This is a genomic window from Catalinimonas alkaloidigena (assembly GCF_029504655.1).
Classification (GTDB): domain Bacteria; phylum Bacteroidota; class Bacteroidia; order Cytophagales; family Cyclobacteriaceae; genus Catalinimonas; species Catalinimonas alkaloidigena.
On sequence record NZ_JAQFIL010000001.1, the window covers coordinates 5125703 to 5145856 of the forward strand.

Annotated in this window: 17 protein-coding genes and 1 other RNA gene; 8 read left to right on the forward strand and 10 right to left on the reverse strand. The window is 41.4% G+C overall.

Features of this window, described 5'->3' with window-relative positions; translation table 11 throughout:
- The first annotated feature begins 249 nt into the window (after window positions 1-249).
- The 3 genes from glgX to OKW21_RS20835 all read left to right on the forward strand — a co-directional run bounded on the left by glgX (window position 250) and on the right by OKW21_RS20835 (window position 6118).
- Window positions 250-2451: a glycogen debranching protein GlgX gene (glgX, locus tag OKW21_RS20825; RefSeq protein WP_277482944.1), complete on the forward strand. Its 2202-nt coding sequence runs from the start codon at window positions 250-252 to the stop codon at window positions 2449-2451.
- Window positions 2452-2573: 122 nt separating this feature from the next.
- Window positions 2574-3755, forward strand: a complete 1182-nt coding sequence (locus OKW21_RS20830; RefSeq protein WP_277482947.1) for a THUMP domain-containing class I SAM-dependent RNA methyltransferase — start codon at window positions 2574-2576, stop codon at window positions 3753-3755.
- 26 nt (window positions 3756-3781) lie between these two features.
- The gene (locus OKW21_RS20835) at window positions 3782-6118 is read left to right on the forward strand and encodes a patatin-like phospholipase family protein (protein WP_277482949.1); all 2337 of its coding nucleotides are present in this window, start codon (window positions 3782-3784) and stop codon (window positions 6116-6118) included.
- On the opposite strand, the gene OKW21_RS20840 is transcribed toward OKW21_RS20835, so the two are convergent.
- The 3 genes from OKW21_RS20840 to OKW21_RS20850 form a co-directional block, all read right to left on the reverse strand.
- Window positions 6115-7023: a histone deacetylase family protein gene (locus OKW21_RS20840; RefSeq protein WP_277482952.1), complete on the reverse strand. Its 909-nt coding sequence runs from the start codon at window positions 7021-7023 to the stop codon at window positions 6115-6117. The genes OKW21_RS20835 and OKW21_RS20840 overlap by 4 nt on opposite strands.
- A 1-nt stretch (window position 7024) precedes the next feature.
- On the reverse strand, window positions 7025-9136 hold the full coding sequence (locus tag OKW21_RS20845; RefSeq protein WP_277482956.1) for a ComEC/Rec2 family competence protein: 2112 nt from the start codon (window positions 9134-9136) through the stop codon (window positions 7025-7027).
- A 97-nt stretch (window positions 9137-9233) separates the two neighbouring features.
- Complete coding sequence (locus OKW21_RS20850; protein WP_277482958.1) at window positions 9234-9998, reverse strand: L-type lectin-domain containing protein; 765 nt, start codon at window positions 9996-9998, stop codon at window positions 9234-9236.
- Window positions 9999-10192: 194 nt separating this feature from the next.
- Here OKW21_RS20850 and OKW21_RS20855 point away from each other — a divergent pair, with 194 nt between their 5' ends.
- Window positions 10193-10402: a hypothetical protein gene (locus tag OKW21_RS20855; protein WP_277482960.1), complete on the forward strand. Its 210-nt coding sequence runs from the start codon at window positions 10193-10195 to the stop codon at window positions 10400-10402.
- Between the two features lie 63 nt (window positions 10403-10465).
- On the forward strand, window positions 10466-10861 hold the full coding sequence (locus OKW21_RS20860; protein ID WP_277482961.1) for a hypothetical protein: 396 nt from the start codon (window positions 10466-10468) through the stop codon (window positions 10859-10861).
- On the opposite strand, the gene OKW21_RS20865 is transcribed toward OKW21_RS20860, so the two are convergent.
- Window positions 10845-12152: a DUF5723 family protein gene (locus OKW21_RS20865; protein WP_277482963.1), complete on the reverse strand. Its 1308-nt coding sequence runs from the start codon at window positions 12150-12152 to the stop codon at window positions 10845-10847. The two genes, OKW21_RS20860 and OKW21_RS20865, sit on opposite strands and share 17 nt — an antisense overlap.
- Before the next feature lie 9 nt (window positions 12153-12161).
- Window positions 12162-13787, reverse strand: coding sequence for a hypothetical protein (locus OKW21_RS20870; protein ID WP_277482965.1), 1626 nt, complete (start codon window positions 13785-13787; stop codon window positions 12162-12164).
- A 198-nt stretch (window positions 13788-13985) separates the two neighbouring features.
- Here OKW21_RS20870 and OKW21_RS20875 point away from each other — a divergent pair, with 198 nt between their 5' ends.
- Window positions 13986-14111, forward strand: a complete 126-nt coding sequence (locus tag OKW21_RS20875) for a hypothetical protein (protein ID WP_277482968.1) — start codon at window positions 13986-13988, stop codon at window positions 14109-14111.
- Between the two features lie 655 nt (window positions 14112-14766).
- Here OKW21_RS20875 and OKW21_RS20880 read toward each other — a convergent pair.
- Window positions 14767-15465, reverse strand: a complete 699-nt coding sequence (locus OKW21_RS20880) for a hypothetical protein (RefSeq protein ID WP_277482970.1) — start codon at window positions 15463-15465, stop codon at window positions 14767-14769.
- Between the two features lie 101 nt (window positions 15466-15566).
- On the opposite strand from OKW21_RS20880, the gene OKW21_RS20885 reads away from it, so the two are divergent.
- Both OKW21_RS20885 and OKW21_RS20890 read left to right on the forward strand, forming a co-directional pair.
- Window positions 15567-16535, forward strand: a complete 969-nt coding sequence (locus OKW21_RS20885; RefSeq protein WP_338130077.1) for an acyl transferase — start codon at window positions 15567-15569, stop codon at window positions 16533-16535.
- A 97-nt stretch (window positions 16536-16632) separates the two neighbouring features.
- Entirely contained in the window at window positions 16633-16770 is a 138-nt protein-coding gene (locus OKW21_RS20890) for a hypothetical protein (RefSeq protein WP_277482974.1), read from the forward strand.
- A 40-nt stretch (window positions 16771-16810) separates the two neighbouring features.
- Here OKW21_RS20890 and OKW21_RS20895 read toward each other — a convergent pair whose 3' ends face one another.
- From OKW21_RS20895 to OKW21_RS20910, 4 genes are all read right to left on the reverse strand, one after another.
- Window positions 16811-17962, reverse strand: a complete 1152-nt coding sequence (locus OKW21_RS20895) for a sigma-54-dependent transcriptional regulator (protein ID WP_277482978.1) — start codon at window positions 17960-17962, stop codon at window positions 16811-16813.
- A 14-nt stretch (window positions 17963-17976) separates the two neighbouring features.
- Window positions 17977-18400, reverse strand: an RNA gene (gene rnpB / locus OKW21_RS20900) — RNase P RNA component class A.
- A 29-nt stretch (window positions 18401-18429) separates the two neighbouring features.
- Entirely contained in the window at window positions 18430-18837 is a 408-nt protein-coding gene (locus OKW21_RS20905) for a hypothetical protein (protein ID WP_277482981.1), read from the reverse strand.
- Window positions 18838-18938: 101 nt separating this feature from the next.
- Window positions 18939-20117, reverse strand: a complete 1179-nt coding sequence (locus OKW21_RS20910; RefSeq protein ID WP_277482984.1) for an acetyl-CoA C-acyltransferase — start codon at window positions 20115-20117, stop codon at window positions 18939-18941.
- Between the last annotated feature and the right edge of the window lie 37 nt (window positions 20118-20154).

Genomic DNA, 20154 nt, shown 5'->3' on the forward strand with positions numbered 1-20154 from the left:
TTACAAAACTATACTTGGTTAGCAGTACAATGCTTCTTTCAAAAAAAAAAAGCCTCGTAGTTCAGCAAGAGAGGAAGTTGGTTAGCGATCATTAAAGTCTCCGCATCAATAGGGGAAAGACCGATATTCCTCAATTCCTATCATCATTTTGCTAAAAGCACAAACCCAGTTGCTACAAACTATTTTTATACATCTAACTTTTCCCTGCATTTACTGTTTATCACACAAACATCACCATTTTTTAATTTTATGTACCAAACTACTGAGACTGATTTTCCCTATCTTAAGAACCAAGATTATGCAACCTGGCCCGGAAAGCCTTATCCTCTGGGGGCCACTTATGATGGAGAGGGTGTCAACTTCGCCCTATTTAGTGAAAATGCCACCGCAGTTTACCTTTGTCTGTTCGATACCGCGGAAGATGAAAATGAGCATGCCTGTATTCAACTCAAAGAGCAGACTGACCATGTCTGGCATGTTTACATCCCCGACTTGAAGCCCGGCCAGCTTTATGGCTATAGGGTAGACGGCCATTACGAACCCGAACGAGGTATGCGTTTCAACCCACATAAGCTCCTTATAGATCCTTATGCCAAAGCCATCAACGGTTCCATTAAGTGGAGTAGCGCTATTTTTGGTTACCCTGTCTCTTCGGGAGAGGAGTACAGAGACCTGCAACAGGATACTGAGGATAGCGCGACAGGCATGAACAAATCTATTGTCATCGACCATGTATTTGATTGGGAGGGCGTAGAAAAACCAGACATTCCACTGCACAAAACGATTATCTACGAAGTGCATGTGAAAGGCTTCACTGCCCAGCATCCCGATATTGACCCTAAGCTGAGAGGTACTTACAGAGGCATGGCCCAGCCAGAAGTTATTGAATATTTTAAAAAGCTCGGAATCACTGCTATTGAGTTGCTACCTGTCCACCATTTTGTTAATGACCATGTTCTGGTAAATAAAGGGCTGAGCAACTACTGGGGTTACAACAGTATTGGTTTTTTTGCCCCTTACTCAGAGTACTGTTCTTCAGGAAAAATGGGGGAACAGATTACTGAGTTTAAAGAAATGGTAAAGGCTTATCATAAAGCCGGCATAGAAATCATACTGGATGTGGTCTATAACCATACAGCTGAAGGCAATCACTTTGGCCCTACCCTCAGCTTTAAAGGCATTGATAATTCCGCGTATTACCGCCTGGTAGAAGATAACAAACGGTACTACATGGATTATACAGGCACCGGTAACAGTCTGAACATGCTCAACGCACGTTCCCTGCAACTGGTGATGGATAGCCTGCGCTACTGGGTCACAGAGATGCAGGTAGATGGTTTCCGTTTTGACCTCGCTTCTACCCTTGCCCGTGGTCTGCATGAAGTGGGCAAACTTTCTACTTTTCTGGACACGATTCACCAGGACCCTATTGTCTCACAGGTAAAGCTGATTGCTGAGCCCTGGGATATAGGAGAAGGGGGCTATCAGGTAGGTAACTTTCCTGTACAATGGGGTGAATGGAATGGTAAGTACCGGGATAGTGTGCGCCGCTTCTGGAAGGGTGACGAAAGTCAGGTAGGTGAGTTAGCCAACCGCCTGAGCGGAAGTAGCGATTTGTACGAAGATACCGGGCGTAAACCTACCGCCAGCATTAATTTTATCACTGCCCACGATGGCTTTACTTTGCACGACCTGGTCAGCTATAATGAAAAACACAACGAAGCCAATCAAGAAGATAATCGTGATGGAGAATCCCATAACCTGAGCTGGAACTGTGGTGTGGAAGGCCCTACCGATGACCCGGAAATCATTGAGCTGAGAGAGAGGCAAAAGCGAAACTTTATGGCTACGCTCATCCTCAGTCAGGGAATTCCTATGATCAGTATGGGAGATGAATATGGAAGGACTCAGCATGGCAACAACAATGTGTATTGTCAGGATAATGAGATCAGCTGGTTTGATTGGGAGTGGAACGAACGGCAGCAAGCATTCTGTGATTTTACCCGTACACTGGTTGCGATCCGTACACACTCTCCGGTCATGCGTCGCCGGCGCTTTTTTCTGGGCAGAAAGGTACACGGATCAGGAGTAAAAGATATCCGCTGGCTCCGTACCGATGGCAAAGATATGACAAATAAAGACTGGTCGTCTTCCTACGTGCGCTGCCTGGGCATGCAACTCAATGGCAAAGCGATGGAGGAGTACGATGAAAAAGGAAATCGTATTACTGACGATGTATACTTGTTACTGGTCAATAGCTACTGGGAGGACGTGCCTTTTACTTTTCCCAGAAGACTCAGAAATGCCCACTGGGAAGTACTGGTAGATACCAATCAACCGGAAAGGATGGAAGAGGATAAACTGGTTTCCAAAGAGCTGATATTACACTCTCGCTCGCTGTTCTTACTGAAGAAAAAGGATATGCGGAAGAGAAAACGGAAGAAGACTTAAAGTTTTTAGTGTTATAGTTCTAGTGTTATAGTTTTTTAGAAATTATTTAACCATAACACATAGAACCGTAACACTATAGCTCTCTCCTTTCATTTAACGAGGAATAGTGCCAATTTTACTTCATGAAAGATAAACAGACTATCGTTATCACCTGTGCTCCTCATGTGAGTAAAATTCTGGCTGAAGAAGTGAAGGACTTAGGCTACCCGGTTAAGGCAAGCAGCATACTGGAAGTGACAACCGAAGGGAGCTTCAAAGACTGTATGTACCTTAACCTTCATCTGCGCAGCGCACATCGCGTACTATACCAACTCAAACGTTTCCGTACGGCCAATGCTGAGCAGTTATACCACCAGTTGAAAAGTGTAGCCTGGGAAGAGTACATTCCTTCCAATAGTTATTTTAGTGTCAGCTCATTCGTAAAAAACCCTACCATAAGAGATACACGCTTCGCTAACCTTAAAGTAAAAGACGCTATTGTTGACTACCTCCAAGACAAATTTGGGCGCCGTCCTGACAGTGGCCCGAAACAGGATAGGATCGTAGTATTTCTGCACTGGAAAGAGCGTGAGGCGGGTATCTTTCTGGATACTTCAGGAGAAAGCATCGCCAAGCATGGATATCGCAGGGTAACGGTTGAAGCACCTATGCAGGAAGCACTGGCAGCAGCCATTATTCGCTCTACTGCCTGGAGGCCAGATTTACCTTTTGTCAACCCTATGTGCGGAAGCGGTACGCTGGCCATAGAAGCCGCACTGATCAAAGCGAATAAAGCCCCGGGACTGCTCAGAAATAATTTTGCCTTTATGCACCTCAATACATTTGACACTCAGGATTGGGAGCAAATGCGTCAGCAGGCAGAGCAGGAGGCTAAGAAAACCATCGCAAACTTTACTAATCAACTGGCGAACATCATTGCTACCGACCTGGACCCCAAAGCCATAGCCGCAGCCCGCCAGAACGCAGCCAAAGCAGGTGTAGCGGGTTTGATCCGTTTTGAAGTGGCTGACTTCAGGGACACAGAGTTACCGGCACCTAAAGAGGAAACTGCGGGTAAACCTGTGGTGGTCATCAATCCTCCCTATGGTGAGAGATTGGGTGAAGAGGAGCAGCTTTTCTCTCTTTATCAGGAAATGGGGGACTTTTTTAAGCAAAAATGTGCGGGATATTTGGGTTACATTTTTACCGGAAACCTTAACTTATCTAAAAAGGTAGGGCTCAGAACGAATCGCCGCATAGAATTTGTCAATGGAAAAATAGATTCTCGTCTTTTGGAATATGAATTGTATACGGGAAAGGGCTAGGAATACGTTATAGTAGTGTAATAGAGATGAAGCGAATTAAAGAAAAGATCATAGATCCCATTTATTATTCCCTGCCAGTGCAGCTTCTGGTGTTACATCTGCGTAAAAACCAGCTGCTGTTGTTGGCATGGGTCTTCCTTTTCGCGGCAGTGACAGGCAGTGTAGGCAAAAACCTGGGCATCCCCTATCTTTTCCTTGACCCTGAGTATATGGGTAAAGTTGATTTCATCAGCTTTTTTATTGTAGGCATCACGGTCGGTGGTATGACCATGGCCTATCATATCACCTGTTACATTCTGGATGGTAATAACTTTAGTTTTCTGGGGGTACTTTCCCGGCCATTTGCCAAGTTAGCCCTGAATAATGCCATCATTCCCATTGCTTTTGTCATCACTTACATCTTTCACATCATAGGCTTTCAACTCAAAAATGAGTATAATACTTATTGGGATATCTTTGTCAAAGTAGCAGGTTTCCTTTCTGGCTTCATGCTTATGCTGGCGTTCTTGTTCGCCTATTTTAAGTTTACCAACAAAGATATTTTCAAATTTGTAGCTTCTAATGTAAACCGGCAGCTCAAAAGGGTAACGATTTCCAGAGTGAGAATCATGCAAAACCTTAAGACTGCCCAAAAAAACCCGAACCGGGTTGATCACTATTTTGACATTAACTTTAAGCTACGCAGAGCACCCTCTGGCTCTTATGATAAAGATCTGGTAACCAGAGTGTTTGACCAGAACCATCTTAACTCTATCATCATTGAGTCTTTCATCTTTTTACTGATACTGGCGCTGGGCTTGTTCCACGACCGTCCACTGTTCCAGATTCCTGCTGCTGCCAGCGGGGTTTTACTTCTCACCATCATCATGATGTTGATCGGTGCCATAACTTATTGGCTTAGGGGCTGGGCTACTACCGTAGTAATCGTAGTATTTTTCCTGATGAATGCGGTAGTCAAGAATAGCTGGATCAGCAGTACTTACAAAGCTTTTGGGCTGAACTACGAAGTGCCGCACGCGAATTATACGTTGGAACAAATTCAGAAAGAAAATGATAGTCTGCAATATGTACAGGATAAAGCAGCTACACTGAACATACTGGAAAACTGGAAGCAAAAAGTTACGCTGGAAGATACAGTACGTAAACCCAAAATGGTCTTTGTCTGCACCAGTGGTGGTGGTTTACGTGCTGCTCTCTGGACTATGGTAGCCCTGCAAAATGCTGACAGCCTTAGCAGGGGCAAGCTCTTTGAGCATACCCAACTCATCACCGGCGCATCCGGGGGGCTGATAGGGGCTTCATATTTTCGGGAACTGGTATTAAGAAAAAAGCTTATGAGGCAGGAGAAGATGGTTGAGCCGCTTGCTCAGTTTACCGCTCTTACTAGCGATTCTGAGTATTCTGTTTATGATTCACGTTATGTTGATAATCTGGGGAAAGACAACCTCAACGCCATCATTTTCACACTGCTAGTCAATGACCTTTTTATCCGATTTCAGCCCTTTGAGGTAGAGGGAAAGAATTACATCAAAGACCGTGGCTATGCCTTTGAGCAACAAATCAACAAGAATACTGAGGGCATACTGAACAAACGGCTTGTAGATTACCAGTTACCGGAACAGCAGTCATTAATCCCTATGATGATGCTCTCTCCTGCGATTGTGAACGATGGGCGTAAGCTTTATATCTCTCCACAGCATATATCATATATGAATACAAGCTTTGAGCTTTATCCTGAGCAGAATGGTCATCAGGAGAAAGTAAAGGGCATTGATTTTATGCGTTTTTTCGCGACTCAGGATGCGGGCTCACTGCGTTTCCTGACCGCGCTACGGATGAATGCGGCATTTCCCTACGTGACTCCTAATGTAAGCATGCCTACCGAGCCTCGTATCCAGATCATGGATGCCGGCCTCACTGATAACTTTGGTATTTCGGATGCCACACGATTTATGTATGTGTTTAAAGACTGGATCAGTGAAAATACTTCGGGGATCGTATTGTTAAGTATACGAGACTCAGAAAAAATAGAACCGATTCAGAAGCCTTTAGGAAGCTCTCTGCTGCAAAGGATGACAGCTCCTTTTCGTTTTTTGTACAGCAACTTATTCAACATACAGGATATCAACAATGATGACCGTCTGGAATATATGCAAAGCTGGCTGAATGTTCCTTTCCACCAGGTCAACTTGGAGTATCATTCTCGCTGGGATGATCTGAACAACAAAAATAAAGCTACGGTAAAAGAACGTCCTTCTCTGAGTTGGCACCTCACCAGCCGTGAAAAGAACAATATCATCAACAATATACAGCATCCCAAAAATCAGGCAGCACTTAAGCGGCTTCAGGAAATTTTGAATTAGCCAAAAAGTTCAACCGCTGCTCTAAAGGTATTGCAGTGTGCATCTACGATATCTGCCATGCGCACCGAGTAACCTCCACCCATACAACTTGCTACAGGTAAACCATAAGTTTTGCAGGTTTGAAAAACAAATCTATCCCGCTGAAAACAACCGTCTTTTGTCAATGACAACTTTCCCAGCTTATCAGTGGCCAATGCATCTACCCCCGCCTGAAAGAAAGCAATCTCAGGCTGATGTTGCTCTATCAGTCGCGGTAGTGTCTTTTTAAGCATGCCCAGATAAACCTCATCATCAGTACCTGTAGGAAGCGCTATATCCAGGACCGATTTCTCTTTTTTCAGTGGGTAATTATCTGTTCCATGCATACTGAAAGTAATTACTGCGGAATTTTCAGCAAAAATAAAAGCATTCCCATTTCCCTGATGTACATCCAAATCAATGATTAAAGCTTTTTTGATCAGGTGATTCCGAAGTAAATACGAGGCAGCGATAGCAATGTCGTTGAGTGTACTGAAACCTTCTCCTCTATCAGGGTATGCATGGTGAGTTCCTCCTGCCAGGTTCATTCCTATACCTTTTCTTAATGCAGACTCTGCTGCTTTCAATGTGCCTGCTACACTATTCATAGCCCTTTTTACAGATATCTCAGTATTGGGTAGACCTATTCTTCTGACCATGCGAGGGGAAAGCGTGCATGACTTGACCTGCTGCCAGTACTCGGGGGTATGGACTAATAGAATAGCCTCTTCACTAATCAGCCCGGGGTCAATAAGTTGACTTTCAGTAATCAGTCCCTGGTAGAGTAACTGCTCTTTGACCAGCACATACTTGTCAATAGGAAAGCGGTGCTGCTCAGGTAAGTTATAATGATAGCGTTCGGAATAAAAAATTTCAATAGACGACACATTAATCAATCATGTATTCAAAAGCTCCCTGGAGAGGGACACAATGATAAGGAATTTTTAATTCCTTTGCCTCTTCTGCCAGCTTAGCTGCATGATAAAAAGTATTAGAGCTGTCGATAATTAAGCGACCATACTCAAAATACTGATTCAGCTTATCTATTGATTTGAGGGCATTATTACTGATGATTACGGCATCAACCTTCAGCTTATTTTGCAAAGCATAATTTTGAGAAAAAGGTTCTGTGATCGATACTACCTTTCTTCCATTCCATACCAAAAAATGCAAATTATCGCGGTGCTGACTTGCTAACGCTTCATCCATTCTGTTTTTGTCCAGGAAAGTAGTAACCCCTCCTTTAAATACCTGATTTGAAGCCATATGATACATAGCTTTTTTATCAGGCTTACCTAAATGATAAGTATTTCTGCCTTTAGTCAAATCAATACGGCTCTCTTTAGAAACATTGTAAAAAGTAATACTCTTCTCCTGATACTGCTCATATACATGGGCTAACCTTAATGTAAGGGCAAACAACAGGCAAGCGCTGAACATCCACACATAGCGGAACCTCCGAAAGTAGAAAAGCATCAACAGACTTAAGATGGCTACGTAAAACAGGAGCGTTTCTTCAGTACTGAAATAAACATTTTTAAACACACTAAAGGGCAATTGCTCAATAGCCATCACTCCCTGATTTACAAAAATGATACTTTTCTCAAGTAAATATGAAGGGTAGACCAATAAAGCAGGAACAGCAAAGCCAAGCGCAAAGCATAACAAACCTAAGGAAAGGATCAGGTAAGCGGCAGGGATGACCAGTATATTAGAAAGCCAGAAATAAAGCGGAAACTGCTGAAAATAATAAAGACCGAGGGGAAAAGTAGCGAGCTGAGCGGCTATAGAAACAGCAGTAAGCCCCCAAAGCCAATCCAGCCATTTGTTATTAGGTGTAAACCATTGATAAATTTTAGGTTGCAAATAGACAATACCCAGCACCGCTAAATAAGAAAGCTGAAAACCAACTGACATGATAAGGAAGGGATCGTAAAGCAATAGAAAAAAAGCGGAAGCCGCGATCGTATTGTAAATATTGGTCTGCCTCCGGCTAGCTTCTGCTACGATGATAAAACTAAACATTGTTGCTGCTCGCATTACAGAAGGTGACAAGCCCGTAAGCAAAGCATAACCCCATAGGGCTAATAAACACAATATAGTCTTTAGAACAACTCCCCACCTACCACCTCTTTCCAGCGGTCTTAACAGGAACGAAAGCACCAAATAGATAATCCCAACATGAAGGCCGGAAACAGCTAATACGTGCATAGCTCCTGCTGCGGCATATGCATTGCGGATCTCGTCATCAAGCCCGGTCTTAATACCTAGTACCAGAGCCAAAGCTATTCCCCTAGCCTGCTTATTGTGAATTCCTTGTTCAAATATCGCTTGGCAACTTTTACGCATAGCGTAGGCGAAAGATAAAACAGGGTTTACAATACCTCGCTCCTGCATCACCCATTGTTCTCGGGGGAGATAATGCTGATGGTAAATATGTTGATTTACTAAAAATTGCTGATAGTTAAACTCATGAGGATTTGTTGGAGGCTTTACTAACTGTGCTTTGCCTTTGATCAATATTTTGTCTCCATATGTGAGCCTGTGTAAACTATCAGCTTTGGGTTGATAGATAATGACTTTTCCCTTGGCTGGTAGCGTACTGACTTGTGTCATGCTATCTTTTCGTACCAGCAGACTTACGTCAGCAAGTGTACTATAAGAGTTGGCCTTTGTTTCACCAGGAGCTATGACAGTGGCAACATAGTGAGTATATGGTTCAGACAATTGAGCCAAATGAAACGGACTTCGGTCATCCTGACGATATTGCGCATAAAAAAAAGAGGCTGCTAATAACCAAAGTAGACCTACCAAGCCGGTTAGGGATGACCACCGGTACCTGAGTTGTTTAGGAATACCAAAAGCAAGTGCTGTATAACAAGCCGCTATGAATAAGAAACCATAAGTTGGAAGGTGCCAGGAAAAATGGCGGGTTAATAAAATTCCAGCAATGAATACTAGCGTAAACCGTATAAAAGGATAGGGTAACCACCTAAACATAGCTTATGTATTTTCTTAACTACTAAAAATACATTGAGCTATACTCTAAAACTCACTCATCCTTTCCACAACATAACCTTGTAAGAAAGTAGGAGATTTACTCTGTTGCATGGGCTGTTATTTCTTTCAAAGAATTTTCGTCAATAGTGGGTTTACCATATGCAATTCGTCGGAAGCAAAAATATTGTAAATTGTATTTTCTTCCTGTGGATGCTGTGAACCCCCAGATTACCTCTGTATTTCCATCAAATATATCCTGGACTAAGTCTCTTGTGCCCTGAAACACAATAGCATTATCTAATTTCACGATTACTTCCTTTGTCTCAGGATTCCAGCTAAAACGAAAGTTATGCATACTATCATCCTCCATATCAAAGTCATCGTCCCCTCCATTCCAGAAATTTTCGTGAAAACTGCTCCCGTTCTCTAAGTATGCTACATGATCGGATATTGGATCGTTTTGTATAGGGTTGTAATAGGTATCAAACTCTACAGCTACAGAAGGTGCTATAAAATTCCCCGAAGCAAAGGCGGGATTAAATCGTCCATAACCAATACCTTCACCGTAAGTACCAAAAGCATTATATCCTCGTGGGTCATTATGTATTACAAAAGCAATTCCGTCGGCTCCATATTCATCTTTATCTCCCAGGTAGATATCAAATTCTATCTCAAAATAATCTGATAAGTCGAGTTTATTGGTGCTGTAAGCAATTCCTTCAGCGTAAGGCTCATTGGGCGTAAGCATGATGCAACCGGAAGGCATATAATCTGCTGTACCTCTTAACTCAAACTGGGCATGGGTAGGGAAAGAAATTGAGATAATCCCTAAAGTAAAGGCAATGGCAAAACTTTTTTTCATCGGACTGATAGTGAAAATTCAAAACCCAAGATAAGCCTGATTGTTGTGAACCAACCTAATATAAGATAAGAAATTTATGTAGTAAACACCAAGCCAAGATCTACCAGATGAAAATATCTTTAAACAATTTGTCCAAAGGCTGGTATTAATAATATTAATATTTGAATACAACCTTAAATCAAATTTTTGGAATTATGGCACAAGAAGAAACTAAAAGCTGGCCAGAACTAGCAATAGGTTTATATGATAAACTGACTGGTCGCAACGCAGAAATCACATATAAATTTGACGATTTTGATCTATATGTACCTAGCAAAGCAGGTGGTAGTGGCAGTACTGATTTTGCCCACTGGAAAATGAATGGTACAGTTAAGATTACTACGACTGATAATGTTAATCAGTAAAATATAGGTAAAACCCTAAGGGTTTTACCTATATTTTTGATCATACTCTTTAAATTATTTTTTATGGCTAAGCCGGTAAAAGTATTTGCTGATCTAAGTATACAAAGTGAAGATGGAGAAATAATTGTCAAAAACGCAGATGACGGGAGTCTTATTTTTGACTTTCCCACCCGTCAAAGTTTTAACAATTTTACTGAGGTACCTCTACCGTTCAAGCCAAGTTTAAAGGCCATTGGAAAAGCAAACGCTGCCTTATTGCAGCAGCGTCAACCAGTTGTTATAAGAGTAGATCATGAGGACTGGATTATACTGGGAAAAACTCCCAAAGCCACTCTGAAATTTGTAAAATTAGCGCCCTTTTATCTTAAGCAAAACTTATCCTGGAAGGACAGCCTGTATCTTGTCGGTACTGCTTTAGGTTTTGCTATAGGCTATTTGGCCATTAGAAAAGAAAGTTAAAGCCTGCTCTCATGTTTGCAAGTTTGGCATTGCCGGGCTGCATAAGCGCAAGAAGGTTGTCTGTAACGGCATGAAACTGTAGTCCTGTACCCATAGCGATTCCCAAACCTAAGTTATTGTATGAACGTGCATGCATGGTATATGAGGCTGACGCCTGAAACCATCGCCCAAGGGTCTGAGTTACTCCTAAAGACATTCCCTTACGAAAACCTCCCATAAAATCTGAATAAAGTGTAGCTGAAGCCATTGTTTTGGAAGCCAGTTGATACGAGCCTGAAAGGTAAATTTGAGTAGGTAAAGATGTACTGTACGCTTCGTTAGTTTCATCAAACTCAAAGACGCTAGCAATAGAATCAATCACTTCAGTTTCATCAAACTCAAAAGAACCACTGAAAAGCTCGTTATTATTAATCCCAGTGAAGGTATACACGCCTTGAGATTTGTAATTCGTAACCCCTTCCTTCCATTTGATATAGCCAAGATTAATGATAGAGGCACTGAAACTCAATGCACTTGAATACTGATAGCTTGCACCAAGGTCTAAGCCAAGCCCAAGGTTAGCCATATTTGTCAGATAATCTATATCTACTTCTTCCAACATATCTACACCGGCAGTACGAACCAGAATATCTGCATCGGCGGTGATGGCATACAGATCCTCTTCTCCGGCTGTATGCAAATTAACATTGGAACGCACAGTACGGACATTGGACATTCCAAAGAGTGTCTTAATCCTTCCTCCTACTACTAGTTTGTCTTCAGCCAGAATCTTTCTGTTAAAACCAAGTCCTATCTCTCGGTAATGCATGCCATTAAGCTTGTACCCATCCAGACTTGTAGTGCTACCCGGAGTATTACCTTCTACAGCCAGATCCAACAAACTACTGGAGTACCCTAGTCTTGCCTGTACATGTTCAGTTATATTAAGGGAAAAACGATTTTTGCCCGCTTTGAAGTTCAACCCAAATATATCAGCCGATGCACTGCTATGCACATAATCTTTGCCATTTAGCTTGAGGTCATTTGCCAGTCTTCCAATATCCAATACTCGCTGACCTGTTTCAGTAGTTTCTACCTGCGCAAGGAATTGATTGTAAGTGAAACCTGTATTTTTCACATTGACATGATAAGATGACCCAAGCGTCAGGATCATTTTATGCATAGGTACTGATGAAGGGTTTGTATGCGCAGACTGAACTACTCCATTCATATTACGCAAGGTAAGCTCCTGCTGAGCCTGTACTCCATGTACAGATATTATGAGAAAGCTTAATAAGTATATATATTTCATTACAGCTAATTAGTTTGAAAGATTAAGAGAAGACTTAATTTGCATAGCCAGACTAAAGCGTATATTGTAGTTATCATACAGCTTTATCATTCCATCATCCTCACTTTGGCTTTGCAAACTTGCTTGTACTAACATACTGCCAGCCTGTTTTATCAGTTCATACTTCTCCGCATCAATAGTGGCCGATATAGGCATATCAATTGTGGTTGAATTTGTTTCTCCTGTGGCAGAATTAATAATCTGTGCAGCTTTGAGCAATTGGGCATCTTCCCCAAATAAGCTCACCACTTTACCACTATTATCATATATTTTTTCACCCTCTTCATCTAAAAAGAAAACCTGAAGTCCGGCATTAATAGGAAACCCATTTTCAGTTTTGATAAGCACCTTAAACTCTTCCACCTCTTGTTCAAAGCCCAAGTCTACAGCAATGGTATCTTCCAAAATGATATCAAACCTTCCTTCCAGGGGTAGTTCTACTTCCATATCTATACCCACTGAGCTATTTTCAGATACGAAGCTAGTATCTCCTTCAGTACTATTTAGTTCAAAGCCAAAGAGATAAGCAATCCCTCGCGGAAGCTCAGCGAATGCATCTTCCAGGTTTGAGTTTGTCCGGTCTACTTTTTGGGTCTTCATTGCAGGCAACTCATTACGGTCCAGCAGATAAGGAAAACCATATTCACCGCTGAAGAACTGGCTTTCACCTTCATCTTCAAGTTTTACTACCATACCACTTTTCCGCTTTACGTATATGTTGCTAAAATCAGTTACTATGGGGACTCCAAAGCTATTGATAAATTCAAATGTAATATTAGGGTTCAGCGCTACTTCACCATTTACGGCATTTGCCAAAAACGGAACTTCAAGTGTGTCCGCATTTACCGGAACAGTAATTCCCTTAAAATTTCCTTCCAGATAAGAAAAGTCTATATCTTCTATGCTCAGGTCAAAAGAAATTTCATCAGTAGCGTCAATAGCATTTCCTGTTCCTTCTATGGAAACCTCCATAATGTAGCTTATCTTTTCCTGGTCAATATTAAGACTATAGCCTGTGAGGTCTTTGGTTTTGAAGCTATAATCGCTGGCCCAACTAGGAAGGTTGAATTCCAGTACCAATGGTTCATCGTTTGCATCCAGGACCTCAGGCAGGGTGAGACTGACATACAGATCATGGTCATAATCCGAAGTGAGTCCGACCTTCAATTCACCTTGTTTACACTCCACTTTGTATAGCGTAAGCTCTCCAAGATCAAGAGGTATTTCACCATCAAAAGAAACAGGTTCAGGAGATAAGGTAAAGGCGGGAGCGCTTATTCCCAACGATATACTTTCACTGAATTGTTGACTCGGAATAGGAGGAAAATATTCTCCCAACCTTTTACTCTGAACATTCTGACGATAGAAAAGACTATAACTTCCATCTGAATTTTTTTCCAGCAAACCTCCATCATCCGTTCTGATAAGATCACTTACTTTGAGATTTGTATTCAAAATGGGAAGAGAAATTGATGGAGAAGGAGCCAGCACTTCTATATCCTGGAAGTCGTCTTCCGGCATACAAGCGGCTGTGAAAATTACAGCAGTGGCTAATGCGGTATGCTTTAATTTATTAGTAAAAAATTGTTTATTCATACAACTGGTGAATCTGTTAATACATTTGAGCCTCATACAAATGCAATATCACCACTAATAAATGATAAAAATAACACTACTAATGGGTTTCTATACTTGCGTGATAAATTGGGTGGAATTTGTACTTCTTTTAAATCAAAGGGTTGAATACCACATAAGCTAGGTTGACAAATGGGTTAAATGCTTTTAACCCAGTAAATGAACAGGTACATAATAGAGGTGAGAGAACGGAGCAAATTCTTTGATGGTAAGCCTACCGTTGACCATGTCTCCCTTCAGTTTGATGAAGGTCAAACCATAGTTCTATTGGGTACTTGTCGCTGAGATAAAAATACTAATGTGAAAATGATCAACTGACTGATTGGATTTACATTGTATGTCAATCATCTGACTTATTGAGAAGGTTTTCTTAAAAATAAGTAGACCCAGCCACAAAGGGTGGTGCTCGTCAGTACTTTGTCAATCAACTCTCAGCTTATTTTACTTGACGAAACTTTTGCAGTCCCCAACCCAACTCGTAAGCAGCAAATACGAAAAGAATTTCTCATGGCAAAAACACTAAAAGAAATGTCAATGGTAACACATAATGTTTTTGAAGCAGTAAGCCAGGGAGACATCATTTATCGGACGGACCAGGGAAAATTCAACAAAAGGGGACTCCCGATGAGCTCGTTTTTTTAAGCTGCATATAAGTTTTCCGATACCCAAAGCTTCGCTTCAGACCTGAACTACAGATCATAATACTCAGCGATATCATATAACCCATACTCCTAAAGAATTACTCGCTGAAGCTACAGGAGTAAATATGAGCCCTGATACCAGCCTGCTGAATACCATGGAAATATTAGAGAGGAAAGAAACACCCTGGTTCAGCGTGAATTACGAGGATAATAAACAAAAAAAGCCGAGTATTTTACTCAGCTCAGCCGTTAAAGCTCATCTATAGTTCTATCCGATTAAAATTGAAATCGGCTAACTTTTATTCATCCACATAAATACTTCCTTCACTTACCAGTACAAAAGGCCTGCTTTCAATCACATTACTCACATTTAGGGATCTATCCTTTATCTGTACCGTCAATTTAAGTGTGTCATTTCGGAAAAGGCTCTGTAGACCTGCGGATGCTATTCCGTACTGAATTACACCTTCCAGAGGCTTGGTATTATTAAAATCATCTTTTAATGGAGGGAAGCGTCCACCCAGGCGAGACCTGCAAAGTTCTTTCAGCAGATCATATTCCTGAAAAGTACCATCCTCTTTCACATAAATGCCTATATCAAAATTAGAATAATATGGATTACGCTCCACCAGCACTGTATCCCTGATAGTATCCCTGCCATACACATTGACAAAAGCATAAGTAGTACAGTCATATTCTCCTACTTCAGGGCTGTAATAAAAGTAGTCTCCATTATCATCCAGGGGGATAAAAAATGGCTCTCGCAAAATAGGGCTTGGTTCGTCACTAACTAATCCTAAGTCACCATTACCGTCCTGAAATTGCACCCGAATAATAAGTGAGTCAGCTACGGTATTAGGGACATCTACAAACCTAATCCCATTATCACCGTCAAAGCCTACCAGATGAGGCTCCAAAGCAAAATCAGGCTCCTCATAACAGCTACTTAGCCCCATTAGAAAAACAAAGCCTAACAATAAGAAAGAATAATACTTCATATGACTAGTCAAGTAATATCATCTTTATAACGCACTTACTATCATTTTGATATATTTACATCATGCAAAATGCACAATTTTTTAAAGATAAACTTTTCAGCTTGGATGCTCAAAATTTTGAAGAGCATGCCTTATCGCTTTTCTACTGGCAAGCAAAGCACAATGTTGTTTACCGACAGTACCTTTCACACTTGGATGTAAAAGCTGAAGATATACAGAGAACAACTGAAATTCCCTTTTTACCCATAGCTTTCTTTAAGCATCACAAAGTAATCACGCAGGAAAATGTCAAAGATGCAAGCGCTTATACCTATTTTGAAAGCAGTGGCACAACTGGTCAGCAAAAAAGCAGGCACTATCTGAATGATGCAGACTTTTATCTGCAAGTGTGTAAGAAGATATTTGAGGAGCAATATGGCGAGCTTAGCCAGTTTCATATATTTGCACTTTTACCCTCCTATCTAGAACGACAACATGCTTCTCTGGTAGCTATGGCTGATTATTTTATCGAACAAAGCCAATCTAACTTATCAGGCTTTTACCTTCATAATTACGACGATTTATTAGAAAATATGCGCAAGGCAAAGCAAAGTGGCTGTAAAGTGCTTTTGTTAGGTGTCACTTTTGCCCTCTTAGAGCTCGCAGAGAAACATAGACCTAATCTTGAAGGTATAATAGTGATGGAAACTGGAGGAATGAAAGGAAGAAGAAAAGAGTTGATCCGTGAGGAACTTCATCAGATATTAAAAGAAAACCTTCAGGTTGATTATATACATGCTGAATACGGAATGACTGAATTGCTTTCCCAAGCTTATGCAAAACAGGATGGAGTGTTCCGATCCCCTCCCTGGATGCGTATCCTGATACGTGATATCAATGACCCTTTCTCAATAGATCAGCACCTGCGGTATGGTGGAATTAATGTGATTGATCTGGCTAATATAAGCTCATGTGCATTCATAGAAACTCAGGACTTGGGTAAGTACAATACTAAGAATGACACTTTTGAAGTATTGGGACGCTTTGACCATTCTGATGTCAGAGGATGCAACCTTATGATTTCTTTATAACAGGCTTACAAAAATTAAACTTTTCTCATTTCAAATTTGACATATGTAATATTTATTGTATTTTTACATTAAATATTTAAATAAAAAAAGCTTTGATATGAGATTCAGAATATTATTTATTGCAATGATTTTAGCTTCTATGTCTGCCTGTGCTCCACGAGTACTCTGTCCTGCATATGCTATTGATGATGCGCAGGCTCCAAAAGAAAAAGTTGAAATACAAGAAGGCATGTAAGAAAAGTACAAAAGAGCAGAGGTTTCTGCTCTTTCGTTGTCTAAGCATATTTAGATACGTCTTGACCGGTGATCTCTGTATCACACATGATGACAAGGCGCTCAACTACATTACGAAGTTCCCGGATATTTCCGGTCCATTCAAACCCTTTTAGCTGTTCAAAGGCATCTTCAGTGATCTCTTTCTTTGGTGCTCCATATTCTTCGGCAATATCATTCAGAAACTTATCCACCAGCAGAGGGATATCATCTTTTCGCTCTTTCAAAGGTGGCACATGAATTAAAATTACACTAAGACGATGGTATAAGTCTTCCCTGAAGTTTCCTTCTTCAATTTCCTTTTTCAGGTCTTTATTGGTTGCAGCCACTACCCTTACATCTACATTAATAGCTTTATCACCTCCTACTCTGGTAATCTTATGTTCCTGCAGAGCTCTTAATACTTTAGCTTGAGCAGAAAGGCTCATGTCACCGATTTCATCCAGGAAAAGAGTTCCTCCAGTAGCCTGTTCAAAACGCCCTTTTTTCTGTTTTATCGCTGAGGTAAATGAACCTTTTTCATGGCCAAACAACTCGCTCTCAATAAGTTCTGAAGGAATAGCAGCACAGTTTACTTCTACCAATGGTCCGGAGGCACGATTACTCATAGCATGCAACCACTTAGCTACCAGTTCTTTACCTGTACCGTTAGGCCCTGTGATAAGTACTCTAGCTTCTGTAGGAGCTACGCGTTCAATGGTGTTTTTCACCTCTTCAATTGGACCTGACTCCCCTACAATATCTACTACACCAGAGATTTTCTTTCTCAAAACTTTGGTCTCAGCCACCAGATCAGATTTATCTAGCGCATTTTTTATGGTCACCAGTAACCTGTTTAGATCCGGTGGTTTCTCAATAAAATCGTAGGCGCCAATTTTTGTAGCTTCAACTGCAGTTTCAATGCTTCCGTGTGCCGAGATCATAATAAATTGAGCAGCATTACCAGCATCTATCGCTTTCTGAAGTACTTCAATGCCATCCATATTAGGCATTTTGATATCCAAAAGTACGATATCGTACTGCTCCTTGTGCAGCATTTTCAACCCTTCTTCGCCATCTTCGGCTTCATCTACTTTATATTTCTCGTATTCAAGGATCTCTTTCAGAGAACCCCGGATCGCTTTTTCATCGTCGATGATCAGAATTTTTGCCATACTAGGTTTATGTAAAAAAAAGCAAGCCGATAAGCCGGGTCCTGTACCAGTAATTGCTGGGCAGTTACTGGTTCTTGCCATTTATCTAGGACGTCTGTCACCAGCCGCCTCCATCGGTCTACCCGTACTGTGTCTTTAAAAAAGAATAGGGCGAGCAGCCATACATTCCGGCATAGCCGGTCTCACAGCACTTATTTGACCTTTCAGCCCGTAAGGTTTACCATGCCTCCACTGTCACCAGCAGAGCGGTGAGCTCTTACCTCACCATTTCACCCTTACCCCGACCTTCATCGGGGCGGTATATTTTCTGCTGCACTTTCTGTAAACTGACCGTCACCAGTCAGCCTCCTTCCTGTTAGGAAGTACGGTGCTCTATGCTGCCCGGACTTTCCTCATGCAAAGTATTGCTACGCTACATGCGGCAAGATGGCTTGCTATAAGTTCGTGTAACAATTGTACGACTTTTTTTAGAAAACGTCTAACCCGGTAAGCTTATACTCCCATTTATCAGCCATTTCAGCTACCTCTCGGATCATATTCTTTAAAAAGTCCTTATTTTGTTCGTTGACAAACTCCAGAAAGACCGAAGCTTCAATTTTAATGAAATTTTGATTTACGGTAAATTTTGAGAAGACCATCTTCTTGTTTTCAAACATAAAATCTACCAAATCCATTTGGTGGTAGTAAGGACACACCTTGGAAGTAAAGGTAATAGTTTTTGTATCCTGATCGTCCAGCGTGTGAACATGACCCTGAACAGACTGAAATCGACCGTCACCCAGAGGAACGGTAATGACGGAGGTTAATTCATCATACTCTGAGAAACGCCCTTGAAGCTCCTCCGCTAAATTTTGCATGAATAGTACTAAGTCCATGGATTTTTTGCCATTTTAGATTAAGCAACGAATCTAAGGAACAATAGTAAAAGTAAGCACCCAACCTGCTCCACACTCTTACATTGTACTATTTCACAGATTTATATCATTTCAATAACCAGTGCTGAAGCACCACCTCCTCCATTGCAGATACCAGCGACTCCAATCTCTCTCTTTTTCTGGTGCAAAACATTGCACAGGGTGGTTATGATACGTGCACCTGAACAGCCCAGTGGATGACCTAAGGCTACAGCTCCTCCAAAGACATTCACTGTTTCAGGATTCAGATTCAATTGTCGGTTATTGGCAATGGCTACTGCTGAGAAAGCCTCATTAATTTCATAAAAATCTACATCAGAGTGGCCTACACCAGCCAGTTTCATAGCTTTGGGTATGGCTAATGAAGGAGCGGTAGTAAACCAAAGCGGGTCCTGGGCAGCGTCTGCAAAGCCCCGGATTTTGGCGATAGGATTAAGTCCTAACTCTTCTGCCTTCTTTTTGCTAACAAGTACCAATGCAGAAGCGCCATCATTAATTGTGGAAGCATTGGCAGCAGTGACTGTGCCTTCACTGGAGAAAACAGGGCGAAGTGAAGGTATCTTGTCAAAATTTACTTTCTTAAATTCTTCGTCCTCTTCTATCGTGAGTGGATCACCTTTTCTTTGAGCTACTTTTACCGGCACTATTTCGTGACGAAAAAATCCTGATTCTGTAGCTACTGCTGCTCTTTTATAAGAATTAATCGCATACTCATCCTGCTCCTCACGACTGATGTTCATCTCTTTGGCTGTATTGTCAGCACAATTGCCCATAGCAAACTTATTGTAGACTTCATATAAGCCATCTTTTTCCAAGCCATCAATCAATTCACCTCCCCCATATTTATAGCCAAAGCGTGCTTTTGGTAAGTAGTAAGGAATATTAGACATACTCTCCATTCCTCCTGCTACGATAATATCTTGCTGACCCAGCATAATAGACTGGGAAGCAAACATCACAGATTTCATTCCTGATGAGCAAACTTTATTGATGGTGGTACAGGGTACTTCATAAGGAATGCCTGAAGCGATAGCTGCCTGCCTCGCTGGGGCCTGCCCTAAGTTCGCTGAAACGACATTCCCCATCAAAACTTCCTGCACCTGCTCCTGTGCTACATTGGCTTTTTGTAATGCTCCTTTGATTGCTGCGGCTCCCAAATCAATAGCACTTAGTGAAGCAAGGCTACCTCCAAAAGAACCAATAGGAGTTCTAACAGCGGACACAATATATACCTCTTCCATTTTTTGGTTGATTTAAGATAAAAAAATCATTACTACT

Excerpts from the sequence above, each read along its gene's own strand:
- OKW21_RS20865 (WP_277482963.1), bottom strand. The coding sequence starts at position 12,152 with ATGAAATATATATACTTATTAAGCTTTCTCATAATATCTGTACATGGA.
- OKW21_RS20880 (WP_277482970.1), bottom strand. The coding sequence starts at position 15,465 with ATGAAGTATTATTCTTTCTTATTGTTAGGCTTTGTTTTTCTAATGGGG.
- OKW21_RS20835 (WP_277482949.1), top strand. The coding sequence starts at position 3,782 with ATGAAGCGAATTAAAGAAAAGATCATAGATCCCATTTATTATTCCCTG.
- OKW21_RS20890 (WP_277482974.1), top strand. The coding sequence starts at position 16,633 with ATGAGATTCAGAATATTATTTATTGCAATGATTTTAGCTTCTATGTCT.
- glgX (WP_277482944.1), top strand. The coding sequence starts at position 250 with ATGTACCAAACTACTGAGACTGATTTTCCCTATCTTAAGAACCAAGAT.
- OKW21_RS20905 (WP_277482981.1), bottom strand. The coding sequence starts at position 18,837 with ATGGACTTAGTACTATTCATGCAAAATTTAGCGGAGGAGCTTCAAGGG.
- OKW21_RS20910 (WP_277482984.1), bottom strand. The coding sequence starts at position 20,117 with ATGGAAGAGGTATATATTGTGTCCGCTGTTAGAACTCCTATTGGTTCT.
- OKW21_RS20855 (WP_277482960.1), top strand. The coding sequence starts at position 10,193 with ATGGCACAAGAAGAAACTAAAAGCTGGCCAGAACTAGCAATAGGTTTA.
- OKW21_RS20845 (WP_277482956.1), bottom strand. The coding sequence starts at position 9,136 with ATGTTTAGGTGGTTACCCTATCCTTTTATACGGTTTACGCTAGTATTC.
- OKW21_RS20870 (WP_277482965.1), bottom strand. The coding sequence starts at position 13,787 with ATGAATAAACAATTTTTTACTAATAAATTAAAGCATACCGCATTAGCC.
- OKW21_RS20875 (WP_277482968.1), top strand. The coding sequence starts at position 13,986 with ATGAACAGGTACATAATAGAGGTGAGAGAACGGAGCAAATTCTTTGAT.
- OKW21_RS20830 (WP_277482947.1), top strand. The coding sequence starts at position 2,574 with ATGAAAGATAAACAGACTATCGTTATCACCTGTGCTCCTCATGTGAGT.
- OKW21_RS20895 (WP_277482978.1), bottom strand. The coding sequence starts at position 17,962 with ATGGCAAAAATTCTGATCATCGACGATGAAAAAGCGATCCGGGGTTCT.
- OKW21_RS20860 (WP_277482961.1), top strand. The coding sequence starts at position 10,466 with ATGGCTAAGCCGGTAAAAGTATTTGCTGATCTAAGTATACAAAGTGAA.
- OKW21_RS20850 (WP_277482958.1), bottom strand. The coding sequence starts at position 9,998 with ATGAAAAAAAGTTTTGCCATTGCCTTTACTTTAGGGATTATCTCAATT.